At 65.0% G+C, this 24,928-nt stretch carries 22 protein-coding genes; 4 read left to right on the top strand and 18 right to left on the bottom strand.

From position 1 onward, the window contains the following. Positions 1–41: 41 nt before the first annotated feature. From J2X01_RS08000 to fdxA, 5 genes are all read right to left on the bottom strand, one after another. Positions 42–653 carry a hypothetical protein gene (locus tag J2X01_RS08000; RefSeq protein ID WP_310055342.1) on the bottom strand — a complete coding sequence of 204 codons (612 nt, stop codon included), beginning with the start codon at positions 651–653 and terminating at the stop codon, positions 42–44. 42 nt (positions 654–695) lie between these two features. Then, positions 696–1,355 carry a TetR/AcrR family transcriptional regulator gene (locus J2X01_RS07995; RefSeq protein WP_310055340.1) on the bottom strand — a complete coding sequence of 220 codons (660 nt, stop codon included), beginning with the start codon at positions 1,353–1,355 and terminating at the stop codon, positions 696–698. 179 nt (positions 1,356–1,534) lie between these two features. After that, complete coding sequence (locus J2X01_RS07990) at positions 1,535–2,818, bottom strand: citrate synthase (RefSeq protein ID WP_310055337.1); 1,284 nt, start codon at positions 2,816–2,818, stop codon at positions 1,535–1,537. 228 nt (positions 2,819–3,046) lie between these two features. Further along, positions 3,047–4,195, bottom strand: coding sequence for a succinyldiaminopimelate transaminase (dapC, locus tag J2X01_RS07985; RefSeq protein WP_310055336.1), 1,149 nt, complete (start codon positions 4,193–4,195; stop codon positions 3,047–3,049). 12 nt (positions 4,196–4,207) lie between these two features. After that, positions 4,208–4,534 carry a ferredoxin gene (gene fdxA, locus J2X01_RS07980; protein ID WP_310055334.1) on the bottom strand — a complete coding sequence of 109 codons (327 nt, stop codon included), beginning with the start codon at positions 4,532–4,534 and terminating at the stop codon, positions 4,208–4,210. 167 nt (positions 4,535–4,701) lie between these two features. Between fdxA and J2X01_RS07975 the strand changes: the two genes are divergently transcribed. Continuing rightward, on the top strand, positions 4,702–4,953 hold the full coding sequence (locus J2X01_RS07975) for a putative acetyltransferase (protein ID WP_310055332.1): 252 nt from the start codon (positions 4,702–4,704) through the stop codon (positions 4,951–4,953). Positions 4,954–5,242: 289 nt separating this feature from the next. On the opposite strand, the gene J2X01_RS07970 is transcribed toward J2X01_RS07975, so the two are convergent. The 3 genes from J2X01_RS07970 to typA all read right to left on the bottom strand — a co-directional run bounded on the left by J2X01_RS07970 (position 5,243) and on the right by typA (position 8,859). Continuing rightward, positions 5,243–6,052: a type IV toxin-antitoxin system AbiEi family antitoxin domain-containing protein gene (locus J2X01_RS07970; protein WP_310055329.1), complete on the bottom strand. Its 810-nt coding sequence runs from the start codon at positions 6,050–6,052 to the stop codon at positions 5,243–5,245. Positions 6,053–6,518: 466 nt separating this feature from the next. Beyond that, complete coding sequence (locus J2X01_RS07965) at positions 6,519–6,896, bottom strand: hypothetical protein (protein ID WP_310055326.1); 378 nt, start codon at positions 6,894–6,896, stop codon at positions 6,519–6,521. Between the two features lie 34 nt (positions 6,897–6,930). Next, positions 6,931–8,859 (bottom strand): translational GTPase TypA, encoded by a 1,929-nt coding sequence (typA, locus tag J2X01_RS07960; protein WP_310055321.1) that lies wholly within the window; start codon positions 8,857–8,859, stop codon positions 6,931–6,933. A gap of 272 nt (positions 8,860–9,131) precedes the next feature. Between typA and J2X01_RS07955 the strand changes: the two genes are divergently transcribed. Further along, positions 9,132–10,028 carry an SGNH/GDSL hydrolase family protein gene (locus J2X01_RS07955; RefSeq protein WP_310055318.1) on the top strand — a complete coding sequence of 299 codons (897 nt, stop codon included), beginning with the start codon at positions 9,132–9,134 and terminating at the stop codon, positions 10,026–10,028. Between the two features lie 122 nt (positions 10,029–10,150). Here the strand turns inward: J2X01_RS07955 and J2X01_RS07950 are convergent, their stop codons facing one another. The 5 genes from J2X01_RS07950 to J2X01_RS07930 form a co-directional block, all read right to left on the bottom strand. Further along, positions 10,151–11,869, bottom strand: a complete 1,719-nt coding sequence (locus J2X01_RS07950) for an ABC transporter ATP-binding protein (RefSeq protein WP_310055315.1) — start codon at positions 11,867–11,869, stop codon at positions 10,151–10,153. A gap of 11 nt (positions 11,870–11,880) precedes the next feature. Next, positions 11,881–12,831, bottom strand: coding sequence for an ABC transporter permease (locus J2X01_RS07945; protein ID WP_310055313.1), 951 nt, complete (start codon positions 12,829–12,831; stop codon positions 11,881–11,883). Continuing rightward, positions 12,821–13,750, bottom strand: a complete 930-nt coding sequence (locus J2X01_RS07940) for an ABC transporter permease (protein WP_310055310.1) — start codon at positions 13,748–13,750, stop codon at positions 12,821–12,823. The genes J2X01_RS07945 and J2X01_RS07940 overlap by 11 nt, the downstream gene beginning before the upstream one ends. A 139-nt stretch (positions 13,751–13,889) precedes the next feature. After that, positions 13,890–15,575, bottom strand: a complete 1,686-nt coding sequence (locus tag J2X01_RS07935; protein WP_310055307.1) for a peptide ABC transporter substrate-binding protein — start codon at positions 15,573–15,575, stop codon at positions 13,890–13,892. Between the two features lie 249 nt (positions 15,576–15,824). Then, positions 15,825–17,654 carry an ABC transporter ATP-binding protein gene (locus J2X01_RS07930; RefSeq protein ID WP_310055304.1) on the bottom strand — a complete coding sequence of 610 codons (1,830 nt, stop codon included), beginning with the start codon at positions 17,652–17,654 and terminating at the stop codon, positions 15,825–15,827. A gap of 79 nt (positions 17,655–17,733) precedes the next feature. Between J2X01_RS07930 and J2X01_RS07925 the strand changes: the two genes are divergently transcribed. Further along, entirely contained in the window at positions 17,734–18,363 is a 630-nt protein-coding gene (locus J2X01_RS07925) for a PH domain-containing protein (RefSeq protein WP_310055302.1), read from the top strand. 33 nt (positions 18,364–18,396) lie between these two features. Here J2X01_RS07925 and J2X01_RS07920 read toward each other — a convergent pair whose 3' ends face one another. The 4 genes from J2X01_RS07920 to J2X01_RS07905 form a co-directional block, all read right to left on the bottom strand. Next, positions 18,397–19,494, bottom strand: coding sequence for an ABC transporter permease (locus tag J2X01_RS07920; protein ID WP_310055300.1), 1,098 nt, complete (start codon positions 19,492–19,494; stop codon positions 18,397–18,399). Then, positions 19,491–21,032, bottom strand: a complete 1,542-nt coding sequence (locus J2X01_RS07915; protein WP_310055298.1) for an ABC transporter permease — start codon at positions 21,030–21,032, stop codon at positions 19,491–19,493. Before J2X01_RS07915 ends, J2X01_RS07920 begins: the two co-directional genes overlap by 4 nt. 184 nt (positions 21,033–21,216) lie before the next feature. After that, a complete protein-coding gene (locus tag J2X01_RS07910) occupies positions 21,217–22,995 on the bottom strand; it encodes an ABC transporter family substrate-binding protein (RefSeq protein WP_374724949.1) in 1,779 nt (592 codons plus the stop codon). A gap of 504 nt (positions 22,996–23,499) precedes the next feature. Then, entirely contained in the window at positions 23,500–23,928 is a 429-nt protein-coding gene (locus J2X01_RS07905) for a hypothetical protein (protein WP_310055292.1), read from the bottom strand. Positions 23,929–24,287: 359 nt separating this feature from the next. Between J2X01_RS07905 and J2X01_RS07900 the strand changes: the two genes are divergently transcribed. Beyond that, positions 24,288–24,551, top strand: coding sequence for a hypothetical protein (locus tag J2X01_RS07900; protein WP_310055289.1), 264 nt, complete (start codon positions 24,288–24,290; stop codon positions 24,549–24,551). Positions 24,552–24,649: 98 nt separating this feature from the next. On the opposite strand, the gene J2X01_RS07895 is transcribed toward J2X01_RS07900, so the two are convergent. After that, a complete protein-coding gene (locus J2X01_RS07895) occupies positions 24,650–24,913 on the bottom strand; it encodes a hypothetical protein (RefSeq protein ID WP_310055286.1) in 264 nt (87 codons plus the stop codon). Positions 24,914–24,928 lie beyond the last annotated feature (15 nt).

Here is a 24,928-nt window from a genome sequence, read left to right as displayed (position 1 = left end):
CGCCTGCCTGTCAGCCCTGCGCCCCCGGGAGCCCGGCGGTGTCAGACCAGCAGGTCGACGACGGGCTGCACATAGCTGCGGAACAGTTCAGGCTGGGACAGCAGATCGGTGCTCATGATGATCTTGTCGGGCTCCAGATACCAGGCCCGTGGCTCGGCGAGGGGCAGTTCGACGATGGTCAGGGTGAAGTCGTTGGCGGAGCGGCCCGCCTCAAGCAGCCGGTCGTCGACCATGTCCTGCAGCAGTTGCACCCCGTCGGCGGCCTCGCGTTCGGCCTCCAGGGCAAGGTACTCGGCGCGGCGTTCCCGCGCCCAGGACAGGGCCGCACCGAAGTGCGCCTGCAGCACGCGCCGGAGGGCCGGCGAATTGCTGAAGGCGCGGAACCCCGGCGGGCCCAGTTCCGGCGACATCTCGGGGTGCGCCTTCAGGAGCTGCTCCCACCAGGCTTCCCATTCAGTCTTGAGGGCGCTGAGCCCGCCCACCTCCGCGATGAGATGGGTGTGGTCGACAGGCCGGATCTTCGGTGCCGCGTGACAAAGCGCCGGGTGCCCCGCGCTGTCCAGGCCGGCGGCGTCGCGGACGTAAAGTGCAATGAGCATAGGACCCGAAGTGTCCATGGTGATCCGCCAGCCCGGCCCGACTGTGTGGTGCATCCGATTGCCTCCTTGGCATGACGTTCGTTTCCAGTGTATTCCTCAGGTTAACGAACGGTAATGGCCGCTGGCGGAGCTGCCCAGTTCGGTGAGATGGGCCTCCAGCACGTCGCGGCACATCTGCGCGGTCATCCATTCGGGCTGCAGCAGGGCGTGCATGGTGAGCCCGTCCAGAGTGGCCAGCAGCCGCTCCGCCTCGGTGACCAGCCGCTGCTGGTCCCTGCCCGCGTCCGTGTTATCGGGGTCGGCCGCCGCCAGGTCCATCACAAGCCGCCCGACGATCGCTGCCACGGCGCGGTGGCTCCGGTCGGCTGCGGGGGCGAGGAAGGGCCTGGTCCGGGCGGCGTTCTTAAACGCCATCCAGACGCAGGAGTCAACGGCGCGTTCCTCATCCAGCGGAAGAAACTCGCCCAGCAGGGTTAACACGTGCTGGTGGTGTTCCGGGGTGCCGGGCCGCGCCTCCGAGCGGCGCTCATCGGCTGCCGTCAACCGGCTGACGATCCGGTCCACGACGACTCCGAAGGAATGCAGCAGGAGTTCCTCGCTGCTGGCGAAGTAGTGCCGCACCGACCCGACCGCGAGCTCCGCCTCGTCGGCGACTTCGCGGAGCGATGCCCGTTCAAGTCCGTCCGCTGCAACGATCCGGAAGACCGCTTCGACCACTTCCTGGCGCCGCAATGCGGCGTCGACAAATTTCGGCATTAGTCTTTTTTAGCACGGATGTGCCCGAACGACGCCGGGCCACACCGGCGGAAGGGCTCCCCCACCTGCGTCGATGTCCACAGGCATTCGTCCAGGGCGCCGTCCCCGGACGCAAAACGACGCCGGCCGCCCACCCCAAAAGGTGCGCGGCCGGCGTCGTACTGCTGTGTCCTAGTGCACTACACCGAAGGGTAGTTGCGCTCCGGCTCACCGATGTAGAGCTGCCGCGGACGGCCGATCTTGGTGTTCGGGTCGCTGATCATTTCGCGCCACTGGGCGATCCACCCGGGCAGCCGGCCGATCGCGAAGAGCACGGTGAACATCTTCTCCGGGAAGCCCATGGCCTTGTAGATCAGGCCGGTGTAGAAGTCCACGTTCGGGTAGAGCTTGCGCTGGATGAAGTAGTCATCGTTCAGGGCCTTCTCTTCCAGGCGCAGGGCGATCTCCAGGAGCTCGTCGTTGCCGCCGAGCTTGGTGAGGATCTCGTGGGCCGTGGCCTTGACGATCTTGGCGCGCGGGTCGTAGTTCTTGTAGACGCGGTGTCCGAAGCCCATGAGGCGGACGCCGTCCTCCTTGTTCTTGACCTTCTCCATGTAGTCCTCGGGCTTGGTGCCGTCGGCCTGGATCTGGCGCAGCATCTTCAGCACGGCCTCGTTGGCGCCGCCGTGGGCGGGGCCGAAGAGGGCGTTGATGCCGGCGGACACGGAGGCGAACAGGTTGGCGTTGGACGAACCGACCAGCCGGACCGTGGAGGTCGAGCAGTTCTGCTCGTGGTCGGCGTGCAGGATCAGGAGCAGGTCCAGCGCCTTGGCGACGACCGGGTCCACTTCGTACTGTTCGGCGGGCAGGCCGAAGCTCAGCCGCAGGAAGTTTTCCACGAGGTTGTGGGAGTTGTCCGGGTAGAGCATGGGCTGGCCGATGCTCTTCTTCAGGGCGTAGGCGGCGATGACCGGCATCTTGGCCAGCAGCCGGTAGGTGGAGACTTCAACCTGCTCGGCGTTGAAGGGATCCAGCGAGTCCTGGTAGAACGTGGACAGCGCGGATACGGCCGAGGACAGCACCGGCATCGGGTGGGCGTCGCGCGGGAAGCCACTGAAGAAGCCCTTCAGCTCCTCGTGCAGCAGGGTGTGGTGACGGATCCGCTGATCGAAGGCTTCCAGCTCGGTGGCGCTCGGCAGGTTGCCGTAGATCAGCAGGTAGGAAACTTCCAGGAAGCTTGAGTGCTGGGCGAGCTGCTCGATCGGGTAGCCACGGTACCGCAGCACACCGGCGTCGCCGTCGATGTAGGTGATGGCGGAGGTGGTCGCTGCCGTGTTCATAAAGCCGGGGTCAAAAGCCACGGCGCCTGTCTGCTTCAGCAGCTTGGAAACGTCGTAGCCTTCGTTTCCTTCTACAACCTGGATGCGCGGGAGTTCGAGCTCGCCGCCGGCATGGCGCAGGGTTGCGCTGGTGGTCTCAGTCATGGAGTCTCCTCTGAGGCCTCGGGGCCTCTGTAGAAAGCTGGTCCAACTTCTGGTGAAGCCGCCCACGGAACCTGTTTTAGATACGGATTCCAACGGCTGCGCTGCCTTCTTGTGGAAAGCCACCATTGATAGTCAGTTAAAAACTACCGGCAGTTTCCGGGTGGCACTAATCCAAGGCCACCCGGAACGGCCCAAAACGCGCCAGTTGTGGCACGTGTCACAGCATTGTTACGGACCTTCGGCCAGACGGGAGGCCGCGGCGTCAATCCGCTCGTCGTTGGCCGTCAGCGCGACGCGGATGAATCCGTTGCCGGCGTCGCCGTAGAACACACCCGGGCCCACGACGATCCCGCGGTCCGCGAGCCGGGCGACCGTGACCCATGTGGCTTCGCCCGCGGTGGCCCACAGGTAAAGTCCGGCCCGGGAGTCGTGGATGGTCAGTCCAAAGCGCTCCAGGGCCGGCACGATCCGTTCCCGGCGCCCGCGGTAGATGTCCTTCTGCGCCAGGACGTGGGCATCGTCGCCAAGGGCAACCCGCATGGCTTCCTGAACCGGGTACGGGACGATCATGCCCGCGTGCTTGCGGCTGTTGACCAGGTTCGCCATGATGGCGGGATCACCGGCGACAAAGGCGGCACGGTAGCCGGCCAGGTTCGACTGCTTGCTCAGCGAGTACACGGCCAGGAGGCCCTGATGCGAGCCCTCCGCCACTTGGGGATCCAGGATGCTGGGCACCGGGGCTCCGCCCCGCTGGACGTCCCATTCGCCCCACCCGAGTTCGGCATAGCACTCGTCCGAGGCCACGACGGCGCCGAGCTCGCGGGCCTGCCGCACGATCCGGCGGAGCGATTCGGCGTCGCGGACGCTTCCGGTGGGGTTCGCCGGGGAGTTGACCCAGACCAGGCGCACCCGGGCCCGGGTGGCGGCGTCGAGCTCATCCAGGTCGTCCGCTGCGATGTGCTCCGCCCCGGCGAACGTGGCCCCGATGTCATAGGTGGGGTAGGCGACGGTGGGGCGGACGACGACGTCGCCGGGCTTGAGACCGAGCAGGAACGGGAGCCACGCCACGAGTTCCTTGGAGCCCACCGTGGGCATGATGGCCTGCGGATCCAGCCCCGGCACACCGCGGCGGCGTTCAAACCAGGCCGCAATCGCTTCCCGCAGCCCGGCTGTGCCGTGGACCGTGGGGTAGCCGGGGGCGTTTGCCGCCGCGCGCAGCGCCTCCTGGACCACCTCGGGGGTGGCGTCCACCGGGGTCCCGATGGACAGGTTCGCGACTCCCCCGGGGTGTTCGGCTGCCCTGGCGATGTACGGCGCCATGGCCTCCCACGGGTAGTCGGGCAGGCTGAGGCCGTAGCTGCGCAGCGCAGATGTCACCGACGCCCCGCCCTAGTTCTCTTGGTTCTGCGGCGGCAAGGCGGCGATCATCGGGTGGTCCGTGTGTGTGTTGCCGACCTTGGCAGCCCCGCCCGGGGCCCCCAGTTCATCGAAGAATTCAACGTTGGCCTTGTAGTAGTCGGCCCATTCCTCGGGGGTGTCATCCTCATAATAGATGGCTTCGACGGGGCAGACCGGCTCGCAGGCACCGCAGTCCACGCACTCGTCGGGGTGGATATACAGGGAACGCTCACCTTCATAGATGCAATCGACGGGGCACTCTTCAATACATGCCTTGTCTTTGACATCTACACACGGCTGCGCGATTACGTACGTCACGTCCCTGGCCTTTCCACGTTGGTTCCGGCGCCAGCCGGATAACTCCTCCCGGCCTGAGCGCCGGGCTGCTGACTACTGAGCCTATTATCTCCCAGCCCGTTCCCGCGAACCTAGCGGGGCGTCACACGGGTCCGAACTGTTGAATCCACCGGACCTAGGATGAAGGGGTGAGTTCCCCGAAGCCGTTGCCCCAAGTCCTCCTCGCTGCCGCTAACCTGGGAACCCGGGTCGTGGTCAGGTACCGGATTGAGGGCGGGCTGACGGATGCCCTGGGTGAGCTGGTGGCACGCACCGGCAGCGGATGCACGATCCGCACCCGCCGCTCCGACGTCGTGGTCCCTTATGCCCTGGTGGTCGCCGCCAAGCAGGTTCCGCCCGCCCCGCCCCGCCGCGCCCCCAGTGGACATGCCCTCCCCTGACCACCACCCCAACGGGACATGCCCTCCCCCGGCCACCACCCCACGGGACACGCCCTCCCCCGGCCACCACCCCACGGGACATGCCCTCCCCTGACTTCCACGGATGGACATAGTGCCACCATGTCCATCCCCCGCCGCGGGCGCCGGACATGTCCGGTGGTCTGGCCAGCAAAAAGTGGACATGTCCCGCGATCCTGGCGGCAACCCCTGGACATTTCCGGTGGAGGCCCGTGAACGCTGGACATGTCCAGCGTTCAGAAGAAGGTATCCCGCGTGCGCATGTCCGGTGCTACGCGGCAGCGGAGAGCTGGCTCAGGGCGTCGCGGACCATGGCGATGAACTCTTCGGGCCGGTTCAGGAGCAGCGGGTAGCTGACGACAAGGGTGGGGATTCCACGACGGGTCGTGACGTTCCACCGGCGACGGTCCTCCTCAAAGCTCGCGCGATCCATGTGGAATCCCGCCCCATCGGTCTCGATGCCGAGCCTGCCGTCGACCATAAGATCGACGTGGCCCATTCCGGGGATGTTGACCTGGGACTCAACATGGAAACCGGCCCTCCGCAGCCAGTAACGGGCCATGCACTCGATGATTGACTGCGATTGCGGGACGATCCTGGCCACTATCCGACGCTGCCTCATGTCGTTGCGGCCGGCCAGACGCTGCCGGAGTTCGGGGAGCGACAGTCCCTTGAGGACAACGGCGGCCTCGGCAATGACGAGACCGTCGAGATCCGGCAGGCATCTCAGGCTTTGCACGACGGTGTCCAGCAGGGTGGGCGGCGCAGCGGACCGATGGCAGACGAATCCTGGATAGCTGCGGCTGTGGGTAACCGAAATATGCGGTTGCGATGGCGATTCAAGAACCCAGAGGCCTCGGAACTGCGCCGCAGTGACACACGCGGGCTCCGCCGGGAGCGATCGGATGGAGACGAGCCCGGCGTCGGCGCCGGGGACCGCGTAAACGCCGCGCGCCACACGGGAGACGGCGCCCCGGGAGAGGGCCGACTGGAGCTGGAAGTCTGAGACGCCGGCTGCAGCGAGGTGTTTGGCGCGGGCGACACCGTCGTAGTTTGAAAGGACTTCAGTGATATTGACCATGCCGACATCGTGACGCCGAACCTGCGGTCCGGGCAGAGCCGAATCCCGCTATGTGCACAAGGGCGTGTCCCTCGCACCGGGCCCGGGAGGGACCTCTTCCACGGTCAACACTGGGCATGTTGCTCTGTGGTCGAGGTGCGAAGAAGGGGCATGCCCTGCCGCCGGCGCGGGCGGTGGGCATAGTGGCATCATGTCCAGCCGAAACCCCGAGGAATGGGCATGTCCCCGGCGAAGGGTTCGTACGAAAAGGAGGCGAAGAAGGGGCATGCCCTGCCGCCGGCGCCAGCTGTGGACATAGTGGCATCATGCCCACCAGCGACCTCAAGAACTGGGCATGTCCCGCCGGGCTGAGTGCGAGGAGTGGGCATGTCCCCTGCGGAGGGTGGAGGGACGGAAGGCGGAGTGCGAGGGGTGGGCATGTCCCTCCGGGCGGTGTGGGCGGCCGGAGTCCGGGACGTCCGCGCGCCTACGCCGGGGACGGGCGGTAGCGCCGGCACCATGCCAGCGTGCCGACCGTGACCACCGCGATGCCGTAGATCCAGAGATTTCCGGCCAGGTCGCCGATGATCAGGCGCTTGCCGTTCGCCAGGGTGGACCACCAGCCTGCGAGCGCGTAGCAGCCCGCGCCGCAGACCGCCGTCGGAAGCGCGGAACGGAACGCCGCGCCGAGCCACAGCTCGACGGCGCCCAGCAGCAGCAGCGCGGCGACGGCACCCCACGGCACGCCGACGCCGGCGACCAGGATGTCCTGCCGGTGCAGCGCCGTGCCCGCCAGGGCAGCAAAAAGAGCTGCCGGCACGGCGGCGGCCAGACCGCCTGCCATACCGGCAGCTCTCTTATTCACAAATGATCCGTTGTTTCAGCGCGGAGCGCGGAAACTAGACCTTCGCGCGGGCGCGGTTGGACTTGGCGCGCTGGTTGGCGTCCAGGATGAGCTTCCGGATCCGGATGGATTCCGGGGTGACCTCGACGCACTCGTCTTCGCGGGCGAATTCGAGTGACTCTTCGAGGGTCAGGTCACGCGGGGGCGTCAGGTTCTCGAAGGTGTCCGAGGAAGCGGCACGCATGTTGGTGAGCTTCTTTTCCTTCGTGATGTTGACGTCCATGTCATCCGCGCGGGAGTTCTCGCCGACGATCTGGCCTTCGTAGACCTCGGAGGTGGGCCGGACGAAGAAGGAGCCGCGCTCCTGCAGGTTGATCATGGCGAACGGCGTCACAACACCGGCGCGGTCGGCGATCATCGAACCGTTGGTGCGGTATTCGATCGGGCCGGCCCAGGGCTCGTAGCCCTCGGAGATGGAAGCTGCGATGCCGGCGCCGCGGGTGTCCGTGAGGAACTTGGTGCGGAAACCGATCAGGCCACGGGCCGGAACGATGAACTCCATGCGGCACCAGCCGGTGCCGTGGTTCGCCATGTTGGTCATGCGGCCCTTGCGGGCAGCCATGAGCTGCGTGACGGCGCCCAGGTACTCTTCGGGCACGTCGATGGTCATGTGCTCCATCGGCTCGTGGACCTTGCCGTCGACGGTCCTGGTGACAACCTGCGGCTTGCCGACGGTCAGCTCGAAGCCTTCGCGGCGCATCTGCTCGACCAGGATGGCCAGCGCGAGCTCGCCACGTCCCTGGACTTCCCAGGCATCCGGGCGCTCGGTCGGGAGCACCTTGAGGGAGACGTTACCGATCAGTTCCTTGTCCAGGCGGTCCTTGACCTGGCGGGCCGTGACCTTGGCGCCCTTGACCCGGCCGGCCAGCGGCGAGGTGTTGATACCGATGGTCATCGAGATGGCCGGGTCGTCAACGGTGATCAGCGGCAGCGGCTGCGGGTTGTCGACGTCGGTCAGGGTCTCACCGATGGTGATTTCCTCGATGCCGGCGACGGCGACGATCTCACCGGGGCCGGCGGACTCGGTCGGGACGCGGTCCAGCGCCTTGGTGGCCAGCAGTTCGGTGATCTTGACGTTCTTCAGTTCGCCGTTGGCACGGGCCCAGGCAACGGTCTGGCCCTTGCGCAGGGTGCCGTTGTAGATACGCAGCAGCGCCAGGCGGCCGAGGAACGGTGAGGCGTCCAGGTTGGTGACGTGTGCCTGCAGGACACCGTTCGGGTTGTAGGTCGGCGCCGGGATGTGCTCGATGATGGCCTTGAACAGCGGCTCGAGGTCCTCGTTGTCGGGAGCCGAACCGTCGGCGGGCTGCTCGAGGGACGCACGGCCAACCTTGGCGGCGGCGTAGACGACCGGGACGTTCAGGATCTTGTCCAGGTCCAGGTCCGGAACTTCGTCGGCGAGGTCGGAGGCCAGGCCCAGGAGCAGGTCCATGGACTCGTGCACGACTTCTTCGATCCGCGCGTCGGGACGGTCGGTCTTGTTGACCAGGAGGATCACCGGCAGGTGGGCGGCAAGGGCCTTACGGAGGACGAAGCGGGTCTGGGGCAGCGGGCCCTCAGAAGCGTCCACGAGGAGGACGACGCCGTCGACCATCGACAGGCCGCGCTCGACCTCGCCACCGAAGTCGGCGTGGCCGGGGGTGTCAATGACGTTGATGGTGATGGTCTCGCCCTCGGAGGACGGTCCGTTGTAGGCCACGGTGGTGTTCTTGGCCAGGATGGTGATGCCCTTTTCACGCTCGAGGTCACCGGAGTCCATGACTCGGTCTTCGAGGTGGTTGTGGGCGGCAAAGGAGTTGGTCTGCTTGAGCATGGCGTCGACCAGGGTGGTCTTGCCGTGGTCAACGTGGGCCACGATCGCGACGTTGCGCAGGTCACTGCGCGATGCAGTGGCTACCGCGGTGTTGGTGGTGGTTTCAGACATGCGTTATTGCTCGATTCAGTGGTGAAGTCAGCTGTTGTATCGCGACATTTCCAACCGGAACGCACGACGGTTACGCCCCTTTGGCACAGGGCACCTTCATCCATTCTAAACGCTAGGGCTTTTATTGGCCTAAAATCGCTCGATCCCCGCAGGCCGGCCGGTGTAGTCACGGCGGGAGATCGGCGCTTCAATGTGAGTAATATCACTGTCTTTTCCGGCGTGCATGCCCCATCATTGCTGGGACAGCAGCAGCAGCCGACCGGGAGACTTACATGCGCAACGCCCCGGCCCTGGCCCGCTTGATCGCACCGATGATCGCCGCAGGCATCCTTGTCGGCGGCTGCGCACAGACTCCCCCGGCGCGCACTGCCGACGCCGGCGCGTCCACTGTTTACGGCCTCACCGGCCCGGGCGCTCCCGCAGCTGCAGGAGCGCCCGGCGAGCCAGTGGCGGCGGGCTCCCCGGGCCACCGCAAAGTTCCTCAGGGGACCGACCCTGGAAGCCTGCCGGCGGGCAGCATCTACCGTAACCCCGGCAGCGGCCGCAACGAGGTGGTCGTGGAAGACATCGCCCGGACGGCTGTGCTGATCGGCGATTCCCAGTCCGAGCCCGCCATTTCCTGGCCGCGGAAAGCACTGGCCAGCCTGGGCTATGCGGTCCACTTCTGCGGCCGCGGCGGCACGGGCTTTGTCGCATCCAACGGCGCAACCGGCAACTATCCCGACGCCCTGCAGCGCGGCGACTGGCTGCTCCCCTACGGTTCGCCGCCGCTGGTCGTTATTGAGGGCGGCGGCAACGACGCGTCCCGCGGCGCAACCGACCGGCAGATTGCGGACAACGCCGAGCGGCTGATCGCCAGCGTCCGGCTACGCTACCCCGGGGCACGGCTGGCAATGGTCGGGACACTGGCCCGCGCCGCCGCCGACGGCGGCGGCCGCCGCACCGAGGTCGACGCGCTCCTGGGGGCCGTGGCAGCGCGGCATTCCATTCCCTTTGTGGGCGTCGGGGACTGGCTGACGCGCTACAACCTCACGAATTCGATGGCCGACGGCGTCCACATGGACCCGGCGGGGCACGCCGCACTGGCCGGACTGCTGGCCCAGCGGCTGGCCTCCTTCGGCCTCCAGGCCCCGGGCCCGCGGCCTGCGGAGTCAGCGGCCAACGGCTGAAGGCAGCGGCCAACGGCTGGTAGCCGCACGTTTGTTCAACGCCAGGAGCCGGCGCCCGCCCCGGGGGCGGACACCGGCTCCGGTGTCCTGCAGCTGATTCCAGTCAGCTCACTGCTGGCAGCTCAGGCGACTTCCGGCGGCAGCATCAGGCGCGCACCCGGGATGGCGTGGAGCAGTGCCTGGGTGTAGTCCCGCTGCGGGGCGTCGAAGACGTCATCGGTGGAGCCCGTCTCAACCAGCTTGCCCTTCTCCATGACGCACACGTGGTCGGCGATCTGCCGGACCACCGCGAGGTCGTGGGTGATGAACAGGTAGGTCAGGCCCAGCCGGGACTGCAGTTCGGCCAGCAGGTTCAGCACCTGCGCCTGCACCAGGACGTCCAGTGCGGACACGGCCTCGTCGCAGATGATCACTTCGGGGTCCAGCGCCAGGGCACGCGCGATCGCGACGCGCTGGCGCTGCCCGCCGGAGAGTTCGTTCGGGTACCGCTGCATGGTGGACTGCGGCAGCGACACCTGGTCCAGCAGTTCGCGGACCTTCTTCTCGCGGCTCGCCTTGTCCCCGATCTTGTGTACCCGCAGTGGCTCCTCAATGGTCCGGTAGATGTTGTACATCGGGTCCAGGGAGCCGTAGGGGTCCTGGAAGATCGGCTGCACCCGGCGGCGGAAAGCGAAGATCTCCTTGCTGTTCAGCGCGGAGGTGTCAACGCCGTCGAAGATGATCTTGCCCGACGTCGGTTCCAGCAGGTTCAACACCATCTGCGCCACGGTGGACTTGCCGGAACCCGACTCGCCCACGATCGCCGTCGTCGTTCCGCGCTTGACGTTGAAGGAGACGTCGTCGACGGCGGTGAAGTCGGTCGACTTGCCGAACCCGGCACGCAGCTTGAAGACCTTGCTCAGGTTCTGGACCTGCAGCACGTCTTTCGTCATCGCCGGTTCCACGGCCGCGGCCCCGGCGGGGGCCAGCACCTCGGTCGTCGAGACGCCAAGCTCCTTGGCCGCCTGGATGCGCCGTGACGCCAGCGACGGCGCCGAGGCAACCAGCCGCTGGGTGTAGGGGTGCTGCGGGTTTTGCAGCAGTTCCAGGGACGGACCGGCCTCGACGACGTTGCCCCGGTACATGACCACGACCTTGTCAGCACGCTCGGCGGCCAGGCCGAGGTCGTGCGTGATGAGCAGCACGGAAGTCCCCAGTTCCGAGGTCATCCGTTCAAGATGATCCAGGATCTGGCGCTGCACCGTGACATCCAGGGCCGACGTCGGCTCATCGGCGATGAGCAGGCGCGGCTGGCAGGACAAGCCGATGGCGATCAGTGCGCGCTGGCGCATGCCGCCGGAGAATTCATGCGGGTACTGCTTTGCCCGCCGGGCAGCGTCCGGCAGGCCGGCCTGGGCCAGGACCTGGGCGACGTCGTCCGGGCCGCTGGGGCGGCCGTTGGCCTTCAGCGTCTCCTTGACCTGGTCGCCGATCTTCCAGACCGGGTTCAGGTTGGACATCGGGTCCTGCGGGACCATGCCGATGGTGTTGCCGCGCAATTCGATCATGCGCTTTTCGGAAGCCTGCGCGATGTCTTCGCCGTCGAGCAGGATCTGCCCTCCGGCGACGCGGCCGTTGCCCGGCAGCAGGCCAATCGCGGCCAGCGCCGTCGTTGACTTGCCGGATCCGGACTCGCCCACAATGGCGACCGTCTCGCCGGGCATGATGGCCAGGTGTGCGTTGCGCACAGCCTGGACCTCGCCGCTGCCGGTCTTGAACGAGATCGCAAGATCGCGGATCTCCAGCAAGGGCAGGTCTGCCAGGGTTCCGGCCTCTTGAATCGTGACGTCGGAAGTTGTCATGTTTGCCTCCTTCATCGCTGACGGCTCTTCGGATCGAGGGCATCCCGGAGGGCATCGCCCAACATGATGAAGCTCAATACTGTGATGGACAGGGCTGTTGCCGGGTAAAGCAGCACAGCCGGGTTGGTGCGGATGGAGGACTGCGCGGCAGAGATGTCGTTGCCCCAGGACATCACGGAGCCCGGCATACCGATGCCGAGGAACGACAGCGTGGCTTCCGCGACGATGAAGACGCCGAGTTCCATGGTCGCGAGCACGATGATCGGTGCCAGCGCGTTCGGGAGCACATGGCTGAGAAGGGATCCCATTTTGGAGACACCCAGCGACCGGGCCGCCGTGACGAAGTCGGCGTTGCGCACCTCGATGACGGCGCCGCGGGTAATGCGGGCCATCTGCGGCCAGCCGAGCACCACAAGGACGAGGACCACTGTCCCGACTCCGCGGTTTTCACGCATCAGCGGAAGCTGGGTGAGGACCAAGGCACCGAGGACGATGGGCAGGGCGAAGAAAATGTCGCCGAGGCGGGCGAAGAATGTATCCACCCAGCCGCCGAAGAAGCCGGCCAGGGCGCCGAAGGTGACGCCGATGATCAGCACGGAAATCACGGAGAACACACCCACCATCAGCGATGCCTGGGTGCCGTGGATGATGCGCGAGTAAATGTCGCAGCCCTGGAAGGTGAAACCGAGGGGGTGCCCTTCAGTGGGTGCCCCGTTCGAGTTCGCGAGCTCGCAGCCGTTGTCCGGTGCAACCTGGGTGAAGAGCCCGGGGAAAACTGCCACCACGATGATCAGCGCGATCATGACCGCGGAAATGATGAAGAGCGGACGACGGCGGAGCTTGCGCCAGGCGTCTGCCCAAAGGCTCAGCGGGGCCTCGTCAACCTTGACGGCATCCGTCGCCAGCAGAGGGGTCTCCTCGACCGGGGCAACAAAGTGCTCGAATTTTCGATTAGTTTTCATAGCGGATCCTCGGGTCAAGCCAGGCATACAGCAGATCGACCAGCAAGTTGGCGAGCACGAAGACCAGCACCAGGACGCTCACAATGGCGACCACGGTGGGGCCTTCACTTCGGAGAATGGCCTGATACAGCTTCTGGCCAACACCGGGGACATTGAAGATGGCCTCGGTCACGATCGCGCCGCCCATGAGGGCGCCCAGGCTCGCGCCGAGGTACGTGACCACGGGAATCAGCGAGTTGCGCAGGACGTGGGTCGTCACCACCTGGCGACGGGCCAGGCCCTTGGCGGTGGCGGTGCGGACGTAGTCGGCGTTCATGTTCTCGATGACGGATGCCCGCGTCAGGCGCAGCACGTAGGCGAAGGACACCATGCCGAGGACGATCGCCGGAAGGATCAGGCTTCCCCAGGTGACGTTTGAGCCGACCGTGGGTTTGGCCCACCCCAGCTGGACACCGATCAGCAGCTGCAGCGCGAAACCGAGCACGAAGGTCGGAATGGCGATCACGACCAGCGACAGCACGAGGACAGTGCTGTCGAAGAAGCCGCCCTTGCGCAGACCGGCGACGAGGCCGAAGGCGATGCCGAACACGCCCTGGATGATGAGCGCTTCAATGGCGAGCATGGCCGTGACGGGGAACACGCGGGCCAGGGTGTCGGCAATCGGCTGGCCGGTGAAGTCGACACCAAGGTTGAAGGTGAAGAGGTTCTTGAGGAACAGCCCGTACTGGACCCAGAACGGCTCGTCCAGGTTGTACTGCTGGCGCAGCTGCGCGATGACCGCCTCGCTCGGCGGGCGGTCGCCGAAGAGCGCACGGATGGGGTCGCCCGGAAGGGCGAAGACCATGAAGTAGACGAGCAGGGTGGTTCCGAGGAAGACCGGAATGACCTGCAGCAGGCGCCGGAGGATGAACTGGATCACAGCAGCGCCTCCGGTGAGTTTGTGGAACGAAGGGGAATCATGGGGGACAGCTTCCTGCCGGTTTCAAGCATATGGGGGTCCGGCAAGGCCGGACCCCCAAGCTCTAGTGATGTGTGAATAAGTTTCAGGAACTCAGGAACTACTTGGCCGTGATGGCCCAGTACTGCAGAACGCCGTTCCAGCCGGAGTCAACGTTGCTGACATTCTGGCTCCAGACAGCCTGCCGTGCGGAGTACCACAGCGGCAGGTTGGGGAGGTCCTTGAACAGGACCTCCTGCGCCTGGGTGAACTTCTTGTTGGCGTCGTCCGTGGACTTGGCGCCCAGGCCTTCGGTGAGAAGCTGGTCGAACTCAGGGTTCGAGTAGCCCTCATAGTTGGCGCTGGCGCCGGTCTTCAGGAGCGGGCCCAGGAAGTTGTACAGCGACGGGTAGTCGGCCTGCCAGCCGGCGCGGGTCAGGCCTGGCAGTTCCTTGGCCGTGCGCAGCGTCAGGATTTCGGCGAACTTGGCGAACGGCTGGCCTTCGGCCTTGATTCCCAGGTTGTTCTTGAAGTTGTTGGCAACGGCGTCGATCCATTCCTTGTTGCCGCCATCAGTGTTGTACGCGAGCAGCAGGGTCTTGTCTGCGGGCCACGGGCTGATGGCGTCAGCCTGGGTCCAGAGGTCCTTCGCCTTGGCGGCGTCGAACTTCAGGACCTCGGAACCGGCGACGTTGTCGTTGTAGCCGTCAACAGCCGGGGAGGTGAAATCCTTGGCCGGGATGCGGGTGCCGGAGAAGATGACCTTGGTAATCTCATCGCGGTTGATCGCCATGGAGAGTGCCTGGCGGCGCAGCTTGCCCGCTTCGCCCTGGAACTCGGGCAGGTAGCCCGGGATGTTCAGGGTGGAGTTGCCGGCGTACGGCTTGTTCAGGTTGTTCTCCGGGAAGTCCATGGTGTAGGTCTTCAGGGCATTCGTGGGCAGAACGTCCGTGACGTCCAGGTTGTTGGCCTGGATGTCCGTGTAGGCCGGGGCCGGATCGGTGTAGAACTTGAAGGTCACGCCGCCGTTCTTGGCCTCACGGGAACCCTTGTAGTCAGCGTTCTTGACCAGGGCGATCTGGCTGTCGTGCTGCCAGGCGCCTTCCTTCTCCATCTTGTACGGGCCGTTGCCGATCGGGTTCTCGCCGTATTTCTTCGGGTCCTTGATGGCGTCGGCGGGCAGCGGCATGAATGCCGAGTAGCCCAGGCGCAGCGGCCAGTCGGCCTCCGGCTGCGTCAGCTTGACCGTGATCGTGGAATCGTCCGCCAGTACGAGGCCGGAGAGGGTCTCGGCGGTGGGGGCGGGAACCTCGGTTTCCTTGCCGTCCGCGCCTGTCTGCTTCGTGGTGGCACTGACGGCGTCATAACCTTCGACGGACTCAAAGAAGCTGCTGTTGCCCTGCGCGTTGGTGCTCAGTGCCGCAAAGTTCCAGGCATCAACAAAGCTCTTGGCGGTGACTTCCTCGCCGTTGGTGAACTTTGTGCCCTTCTTGACCTTGATGGTGTAGTTCTGGCCGTCCGGGGATTCGATGGACTCGGCCAGGGCGTTTACCGACTTGCCGCTGGGATCGTAGCTGGTCAGTCCCTCAAAAAGGAGTTCGACGACGCGGCCGCCGTAGACTTCGTTCGTGTTGGCCGGCATCAGGGGGTGCTGCGGTTCGTTGCTGTACGCGGTAATGACCTTGTTGGGGTCGCCGGCAGCCTGGCTGGCACCGCTTGAGGTGCCGCCCCCGGCACCGCATCCGGTCAGGGCGAGAGCGGCGATGGCCACCATGCCCAGTGCTTTGGAAGTGCGCGAAAAACGCATTCCGCCTCCTATTAGTTGTGGGAGTTAGTGAGGAAAGACTTATGCTTCCCAGCAGGCAGACACAGAGATATCCCTGTGACGTGGCCTACATGCACGAGTAGCCTAACCCCGGAATGTCCAGATATTGGAACTCTGTTGCCAAACCGTGACCGAACAATATTGTGGCCGGTGGCGTAAAGGGCAATGTATTTCAGGTCACATCCTACCGGCTGGTAATATTCGCCGCACGGTGAACACGGTTAAAGCTGCTTAACCCGTTCCGGCCTCGAGCAGCTGGGCGCGCAACTCGCGGCGCTCACGTTGTTTTTCCGGATCCGGCAGCGGCACCGCGGCGAGAAGCCGCTGGGTATAGGGCTCCTGCGGATTGCGCAGAATCTGGTCCCGGGAGCCCTGTTCCACGATCCGGCCGCGCTGCATCACGCAGATCCGGTCCGCCAGCACGTCCACCACGGCGAGGTCGTGAGTGACGAAGAGGCAGGCAAACCCGAGCTCCTTCTGCAGGTTCTGGAACAGGTCGAGCACCCTGGCCTGCACGGACACGTCCAGGGCCGAGGTGGGTTCGTCGGCCACCATCAGTTTCGGTTTGAGCGAGAGTGCCCGCGCGATGCCGACACGCTGTTTTTGGCCGCCGGAGAGCTCGTGCGGGTAACGGTTGCGGTAGTTCCGCGGGAGTTCCACCTGGTCCAGCAGCACCTCGATCCGCTTCTGCAGCTCGACGCCCTTCGCCACCCCCGCGAGGTACATCGGCTCCCCGATGCTCTCGCCGATCGGAAGCCTCGGGTTCAGCGACGACGACGGGTCCTGGAACACCATGCCCACGAGGCGCCGCATCTCGTGAAGCTGCCGGCCGTTCTTCTTGGCGTCGGAAATGTCCCGGCCGACCACCTTCATGGTGCCGGCCGCGACCGGCAGCAGCCCGACGGCGGCGCGGCCGATCGTGGTCTTGCCCGAGCCTGACTCCCCCACCAGCCCGACAACCTGTCCCGGATAGATCACCAGGTTGGCCCCTTCCACCGCCCGGAAGGCGGGCACGCGGCCCTGCTTCGGGTATTCGATGGCCACATCCTTGAGTTCCAGTACCGGCTGGCCGTGCGGCTTTGCGGCTTCCACGGCCGCCAGGGCCTCGGCGTTTTCACGCTCGCGCCGGAGGAGCTGTTCTTCCGGGATGGAGGTGAGCTCGGCGTGGGTGGCTGCCGCGAGGGCTGCGGTGACGTCCACTTCCTCGGCCGAGTCCGCGCCGCCCTGGCCCAAGTGCGGAACGGCGGCCAGCAGGGCTTTCGTGTATTCGTGCTGCGGATTGTGGAAAATCTCAGCTGCCGTTCCGGTTTCCACGATCACGCCGCGGCGCATGACGGCGATCCGGTCGGCCAGGTCGGCCACGACGCCCATGTCGTGGGTGATCAGGACGATGGCGCTGTCCAGCTTGTTCCGCAGGTTGCGCATGAGGTCCAGGATTTCGGCTTGGACCGTCACGTCGAGGGCCGTTGTGGGTTCGTCGGCAATGAGCAGCTTGGGGTCGCAGGACAGGGACTGCGCGATCATGGCGCGCTGCCGCTGCCCGCCGGAGAGCTGGTGGGGGTAGGACCGGAAGGCCTTCTCCGGATCCGGCAGCTCCACGAGCTCGAGCATGCGCAGGGCGCGCAGCCGGGCTTCGTCGGGAGAGACTTCGCTGTGCAGCCGCACGGTCTCCACGATCTGTGCGCCCACGGTGTAGACCGGGTTCAGGGCAGTCATCGGCTCCTGGAAAATTACTGCCACTTCTTTGCCCCGGACCGCCCGGATGTTGGCCTCGTTCGTCCCCAGCAGCTCCTGTCCTGTGAGCTTGACACTTCCACTCACACGGCTGTTACTGGGTAACAGCCCCAGCAGCGCCATCGAACTGGCGCTCTTGCCCGAGCCGGACTCCCCCACGATCGCCAGCACTTCACCGGCACTCACTTCATAGTTCAGGCCGATTGCGGCCGGCACCCATTTCTTGTCCACGCCGAAGTCGACGCTGAGGTCGCGGACCTCGAGTACGGGTTCGCTCTTGCCCGACGCAGCGGTAGCGGCCGGGTCGAGGGTGATGAAGTCAGTCATGATGGGGCTTTCCTTCCACCCGGGCCGCCGGTCCACCGGGGATTAGTGCTGCGGCTCGGAATACTGAATTATTAAGGGCATGAGCTCTGCGCCGCATGCCGGTACCGTTGAAGTCTTCAAGGCCCGGGCGAACGCCTGGTTCGCCTGGCTGTCCTGGTCGGTTGCCGCGCTGGGCATCGTGGTCACGGTGATCAGTGCCGGACCCGGGGCGCTGGCCGGAATAGCACCGCTGCTGCTCATCGCGTTCCTTGGCTGGCAGCTGTTCTGGATGCCCTCCGTCGTGGTGCATGACGGCGGCGTCACCCTGGAGAACCCGTTCCGGTCCGTCCTGGTGCCCTGGGAAGCGCTGGTGCATGTCGATACCCGCTTTGCCCTCACCCTGGTCACGGCCCACAAGAGCTACGCGGCCTGGGCCGCGCCGGCGCCCGGAATCTGGGGCGGGCGCCATGCCCAGCCGGACGACCTCCGGGGACTGCCGGCAACAACCTATGGTCCCGGCAGGTCCGTGCGGCCGGGGGATCTCAAGACCACGGACTCCGGCCAGGCCGCCCGGCTCGTGCGGGCGCGCTGGCATGAACTGGTGGAAAGCGGTGCGCTCGCGGCAGGCGATGCGGCCACCACGGCGGTGAAAGTGAGCTACCGCTGGGCGGCGGCCGGCGCCGTCGTACTGTTGCTGGCGGCCAGCATCTGGACGATCGCCGCCCGGTAGCTCGGCCGCACAGGCACTGCGGGGGGCAGGCATCTAGTCGTCCTTGGTTCCGTCGAACGCGGTGATGGGTGACGCTTCGACGGGATGCCCGCCGGTGTCCTTGGCTTTTTTGGCGTTGAATTTCTTCTGCCGCGGATCGAACGCGTCCCGCAGGCCGTCGCCGATGAAGTTGATGCTCAGGCAGATCAGCACGATGAACAGGCCGGGGAACCAGAACAGCCACGGCCGGGTGGCGAAGGCCTCCTGGTTCTGCGAGATCAGCAGGCCCAGGGAGGTGTCGGGCGATTTCACGCCGACGCCGAGGTAGCTCAGTGCGGTCTCCAGGAGGATCGCGGCGGACATGGTCAGCGTGACGTTCACGATGAGCACGCCTACGGCGTTGGGCAGGATGTGTTTGAAAATGATCCTGGCGTTGGACGCGCCGGAGATCCTGGCGGCGTCAACGAACTCGCGTTCGCGCAGGGTCAGGAACTCGCCGCGGACCAACCGCGCCAGGCCGACCCAGCTGACGAGGCCCAGGAAGACGCCCAGCACGAGTATCCCGTTGGAGTTGGCGAACCCGGAAAACCAGCTGCCTTCATCCCGGCGCCCGGCGATCTGTGCCACAACAGCCGCCAGGAGCAGAACGGGGACGATGATGATGACGTCGGTGATGCGCATCAGCACTGCTTCCACCCAGCCACGGAAGTACCCCGCCAGGCCGCCGATCACGGCCCCGAGGATGCCGGCGATGGCGCCTATCAGGACCATGATGGTGATCGACTGCTGCGCCCCGCGCATGGTCATCGCGAACAGGTCACGGCCGATCCGGTCCTGGCCGAAGGGGTGTTCGCCCCACGCCGGAGGCAACAGCCCCGCCGTCGGGGCGCCGTCGTTCACGAGCGGTGAGACGTCCAGATGGTTGTACTTCCACCACCCGGGGATGCCGGCAAAACCGACTGAGGTGAAGGCCATGATGAAAATCAGTGCGAACACGGCCAGGCCGATCAGCGCACCGGTGTGGCCGAAGAACCGTTTGCGGACAATCTGGCCCTGGCTGAGCCCTGCCGATTCCGGCTCAGCCGCCCCCGTGCCCGCGTCACGCAGCGCACGGTTCGCCACGATCTCTTCCTCCTGGGTTGGCTGGCTCATGCTTTGATCCTTACGCGCGGGTCGAGTGCGGAGTACGCAAGGTCCGCAATCAGGTTGAAGACCATGGCGGTGACGGCGACGCACAGGAAGACGCCCATGACCGGGTTCGGGTCGATGTGGGTGATGCCATCCAGGAACAGGAAGCCCATGCCCCGGACCGAGAACACGCTCTCCGTGATGACCGCGCCGCCGATCAGCGCACCGATATCGAACGCGACAATGGTGGCGATCGGGATCAGCGCGTTCCGGAACGCATGGCCCATGACGACCGACCGTTCCGAGAGACCCTTGGCCCGTGCGGTGCGGATGTAGTCCATGTTCATGATTTCCAGCATCGATGAACGTGTGAAGCGTGTGTAGCTTGCCAGTGACACGAGGATGAGGGCCACAGTCGGCAGGATCAGGTGGGTAAATGTGTCAGTTCCCAGCACCCAGAAATCGCCCTCGATATTCGGGGTGCCGGCGCCGATAGTGGCAATCGGCCGCCCGCGGACGCGGCTGTTGCTGAAATACGACGGCCAGGCCTGCATGAAGCGGTCCATCACCACCATGCCGCCGACGAGGAAGGCGGTGATCCCCGCCGCGCGCATCGACTGCCCCCGATCGTAGCCGCCCATGAAATACCCGACGGCGATCCCCACCCCTACAGTGGCGACCGCCAGCAGCGCGATCATAAGGGCCGTGGCCTGGTTGAGCAGTGGCTGCACGGCGAAGTAGGCCACGACGCCGATGCCCACCACGATGAGCGATGACTGCAGGGCCCGGCGGTTCTTCAGGCCAGCGACGAGCACCGTCACCGCGAACGCGAGGCCGACACCGGCGATGGCAATCACCACAGGTCCGAGACCCGGGTTCCTGAACCACTGGGTGATCGAAAAGTAGATCAGTACGACCGTGACGGCGGCAAATACCGTTCCGCCGGTAATGAGGCGTCGCCTGAGCTCGCCTCCTACCGCGACCGCGACCACCAGGCCTGCGATGGCGCCGATTCCCAGCGCCACGGGGATGGGTATTTCCGGGTTCCGCAGGAAATCGTTGAAGCCGATGGCGCCGTACTCCTTCAGGAGCACCGCGACCCAGAAGATCGGCAGCGAGAAGAAAAGGAACGCCATGAACGTGACGCCGTAGTCCAAGGCGCTGTACTGGCGCAGGGCCGTGACGATGCCCAGCGTGATGCCGATCAGGATGGCGAGGATGGTTGCGCCAGTGACCAGGGTCAGCGTCTGCACCAGCGCGATTCCCAGCGCTTCGGTGATCGGCTGGCCGGAAACGCTCTCCCCGAGATCACAGGAATTGGCGAACGGAATGAGGCACTGCGCGGCCCCGCCAAGCCATTTGAAATACCGCACGGGTGCAGGGGTGTCGAGGTCCAGCAGTTCAGTGCGCGCATCCATCAGCTGTTGTTTGTTGGGGGCGTTGCTCGCCCGCAAATCGGCCAGCGGGTCACCTGACGACGCTGTCAGGAGATAGACGAGGAAGGATGCTCCCAGAAGTATGAGCGCGGCCGTGACGAGCCGCCTGACGATATAGGTCACCATTGTGAATAAGCCTCAGGATCCAGGTCCGGGATCAATCCGGGCCCATTGCAGAATCACGCCGGGCCCGGGGGTCTTCTGGACGCCTGGGAGCCGGCAAGGTACCGGTGGGATAGTCGAAAGGCGCCGGGGCCATGGTTCTCGGCCCCGGCGCCCCCGCTAGGCGATGCGCTCGCTCAGCGTCGGATCACTTCCGCGACCAATCCCAGACATTCCACCACACGCCCGTCTGGTTCGGCATGGCGGTCACGCCGCTGATCTGGTCAGAGGATGCCTTCACATCCGGCGACTGGAACAGCGGAACACCGTAGGCGGACTGCCAGATGCTCGCATCGATCTTCGTCTGAAGTTCATCCTGCTTGGCTTTGTCCGTCGTAACGATCAGCTCGTCCATCGCCTTGTCCGCATCAGAGTCGGAGAAGACGTTGAAATTCGATCCACCCCCGGTCTTGAAGATCTGAGGAGTTCCTGAGACCCCGACACCCGAGTTGATCCAGCCGAAGATCGTGGCGTCGTAGGATCCGTCGCCCAGGCTCGAGCTCCAGTCCGCTTTCCCCAGACCGCCGTCGACGATCTTGAAACCGGCTTTGGTGGCGGACTCGCGGATCAGTGAGTAGGCGTCGACCCGGTTCGGGTTGTCCTTGTTGTACATGATGCGGATCTCCGGGGTGGCGCCGTTGAGGAGCTTCTTGGCGCCGTCGATGTCGACATCCTGGTACAGCGACGATCCGTTCTTTGCAGCAGAGTCAGCGTAAGCAGCCTGGGCCGGCACAAAGATCTGCGAATCGAGCGGCTTGGCCTCCGGATCGATCTTCTTGATAATTTTGTCCACGATGTCCTTGCGGGGCACCGTCTTCAGGAAAGCTTCGCGGACGCTCTGCTCTGCCAACGGGCCAGAGAAGTTCAGGTCAAGGTGATCGTAAGAGAGCTGGTTGCCCACGAGCAGATTGACACCGCTGAGCGCCTTGAGCTGGTCCACAGTGTCGGCCGACGCCTGCGGGTTGATGATGTCCACTTCGCCGTTCTTGAGGGCCTGCACCTGTGCCGGCGCTGCACCGATTGTCCGGACGACGATCTCGTCCAGCTTGGGGGTCGGGCCCCAGTTGTAGTCCTTGTTGCGGACCAAAGTCACGGACTGTTCCGGGACCACCGACTTGATGATGTAAGGACCATTTGAGAGGTACAGGTTGGGATCACTCGGCAGCGTCTTCGACTCAAACCCGGTGCTCCAGAAATCAGCCACAGCCATCAGTTCGGCGTTGGCAGGCTGCGGTGACGTGCTGTCTCCGCGCTTGATGCCTTTGAGCAGATCGACCAGTGCCTGTGCATCCTTCAAGCCGGCCTGTTTTGCAACCACATGGGCGGGGATGTCAACGCCGCCGTTACCGGGGAAGCTGTACGCCAGTTCCCAGTCCGCAAAGGGCTTGGAATACTTGAGCGTCAGGCTCCGCCCATCGGATCCCAGCTCGGGGAAGTCCGTCAGGTTCAGTCCGGACGTGTCGGCCGCTGTCTTGAAGTAGGTGGTGCCGGTCTTGGCCTCGGCATCATCGTAGTATCCGGAGCCCGATGCCCAGGAAAGCAGTAGATCGGCGGCGCTCACCTGCGTCCCGTCGGACCATTTGACGCCCTCGTTGACTGTGTATTTGACCGTCAGCGGATTGTCCGAGAGCTTCTCGTACTTGCCGAACTTTTCGTTTCTGACGATGTTCAGTTTGTCGTCGATGTAGATGAAGCTCGAGTGGGTGGCGTAGCCGATGTGTCCGTTGACGTCTGAGTTGCCGTCAGCGGTCCCCGGGTTGAAGCTACTGAAACCGTTCGTTTCGGCAACGGCGACAGAGCCGCCTTGTTGCCCTCCTGCCGCAGCAGTGGTCGGGGTTGTCCCGCCGCCGTTGCCTGCACAGGCGCTGAGGGCGAGGGCAGCTGCTGCTGCCACGCCCACTGCTTTGGAAATACGACCGAATCGCATTCCGCCTCCTTGTATCTGTGTGTGGATGAGACCGAGGCCGTAGGCGCCGGGCAGACGTCCACACTCCCCCAGCGGCAGTGTGGCCCGTCTCACATGGGATGAAGCGTAAACCCCAAAATCAGCGTACGGTACGGAAAGTTGACCAGCCGTAAAGTTCGTTACAGAGCTGCAACAATCGACGAATGCTCCCCGGTCGATTTCCGCCGCGACTATTGACGCCCAGCCCGCCCCACGCTAATGTTTTTGGGCACAGAAAAGCCCCGACTCTGCAATCGGGGCCTCTCCAGTTAATCCTTAATTACTTGATGAATTCATAATGCCGTCACACGTTGAAGCGGAACTCCACCACGTTCCGTCGCCGAATAACCTCTGCTTCACCACGACAGACCCCGAGACGAGACGTTTGCGTAGCGAACCTCGGAACGCCGGATTCGTCTCGGGAACACGCGCCGGGCGGGGGTCGAGTCGGCGATGTGTGCGTGGGCCCGTCAGGATTTCGTCGACCTAGGCCCGCTCTGCCAGCCGTTTGATCGTGACGATCGCCTCCAACCACATGCCGCGCATGTCGTCGGCCCACTCGTCGGGCACCTCGAGCTCGACGACGAGAGTCGTCACCCCGTCGGTCTCGCTGAACGAGTAGCTATCGTGCAGCCCGACGGCGGGCCCTTCGCGGTTCTCGACGTCGTTCTGGATATCGCCGAGATAGCGGATCGACACCAACTCGTGGGGCCAATTCTCGACGATGGTGCCGAAGAGACCGCTCGCCGTGGCGTCGTCGTTCGGGCCGAGGAAGCGGATCTCGTCGCCCTCGTTCCAGCCGTGCTGCGCGGAAGCGTCGACATCGACGCTTCGAAGATTCTCGGGTACCGATACATGGTGGTTCGGCTCGCCCAGACGATCTTCCCCATGTCCGGTTCCAGCAGTCAGGCCCATGGTTCTGTCACTCGAACATTGGCCAGTCATTCCTTGCGCGACAAAGTGCTGGCGGCATCATCATTTTGACTTGGCAACCGGTCGCAGAAAGCGCATGGCCGCCATGAACATGTGTTCTTAGCGGCCATCGCAAGGTCTCAGGAAGGCCAGGAACTACACGTTGAATCGGGACTCCACCACGTTCCTTCAGGAGGACCCCATCATCACGGCGGATCGAAGGATGAAGACCGAGGCAGGCTCCAAGCGACTGTTGCGGGAACAAGGGCTGCCGGCGCACCGTCGCACCCTCAGCCCCATCGCACTCCGTCCAGTTCCGAGCCCAGGCCGGCGGCGCGGGATTTGTACCTTTCGGGGCAGCCTTGGCGGCATTGGCCCCCGGTGCCGAACTCGACGAGCAAGCCACCCGGATGCACCGCCAGCTCCAGGAACCGCTCATCGAGACGCTCACAGAACTCGGGGTTCCCGATCCCGAATCACTGGCCGAAATGATCAACTCCGTCGTCCACGCCGGCACCCGCATGCTCGAATCCGGCCAAACGCCGGGCCAAGTCCACTCCCACCTCAAGACGCTGCTCGGGCCCTTCGTGGCAGAACGCCAAGCCGCCGAAGCCACCGGAAGTTAGGTTCCACGCCATCGAACTCCGGGCCAGGTTGATTTCCCCACGCAGGAGACCATGACCGGCCCGAATGCTCGCCGGTACGAGTTGACCCAACGGGCGCCCTAGGCTGTCACCTTGTTTGCCAGCTCGTGCTTCACCGGGGTGATCTCCACGGGCAGGTTTGGCCTGACGTTGTTGTCGAACCAGGCGTCGTGCTGCGCCGCTGCCTCCCAAATTTCCACAACGGTCATTCCGCCTTCGCTTTCATAGGCGTAATGGGCATTGAATCCGGGGGTGGCCACGAGCTTGTCCCTGAGGGCCGCAGCGATGCCTTCGTATTGTTCCCGGGTCAGGCCGGGTACAAGGTTTTGGACCAGAACAGTCATGGCGGACTCCTTCAT

This window comes from Arthrobacter ginsengisoli (assembly GCF_031456935.1).
Lineage (GTDB): Bacteria > Actinomycetota > Actinomycetes > Actinomycetales > Micrococcaceae > Arthrobacter > Arthrobacter ginsengisoli.
The sequence above is the reverse complement of the archived record's forward strand: the minus strand, read 5'-3'. Positions and strand labels throughout refer to the sequence as shown.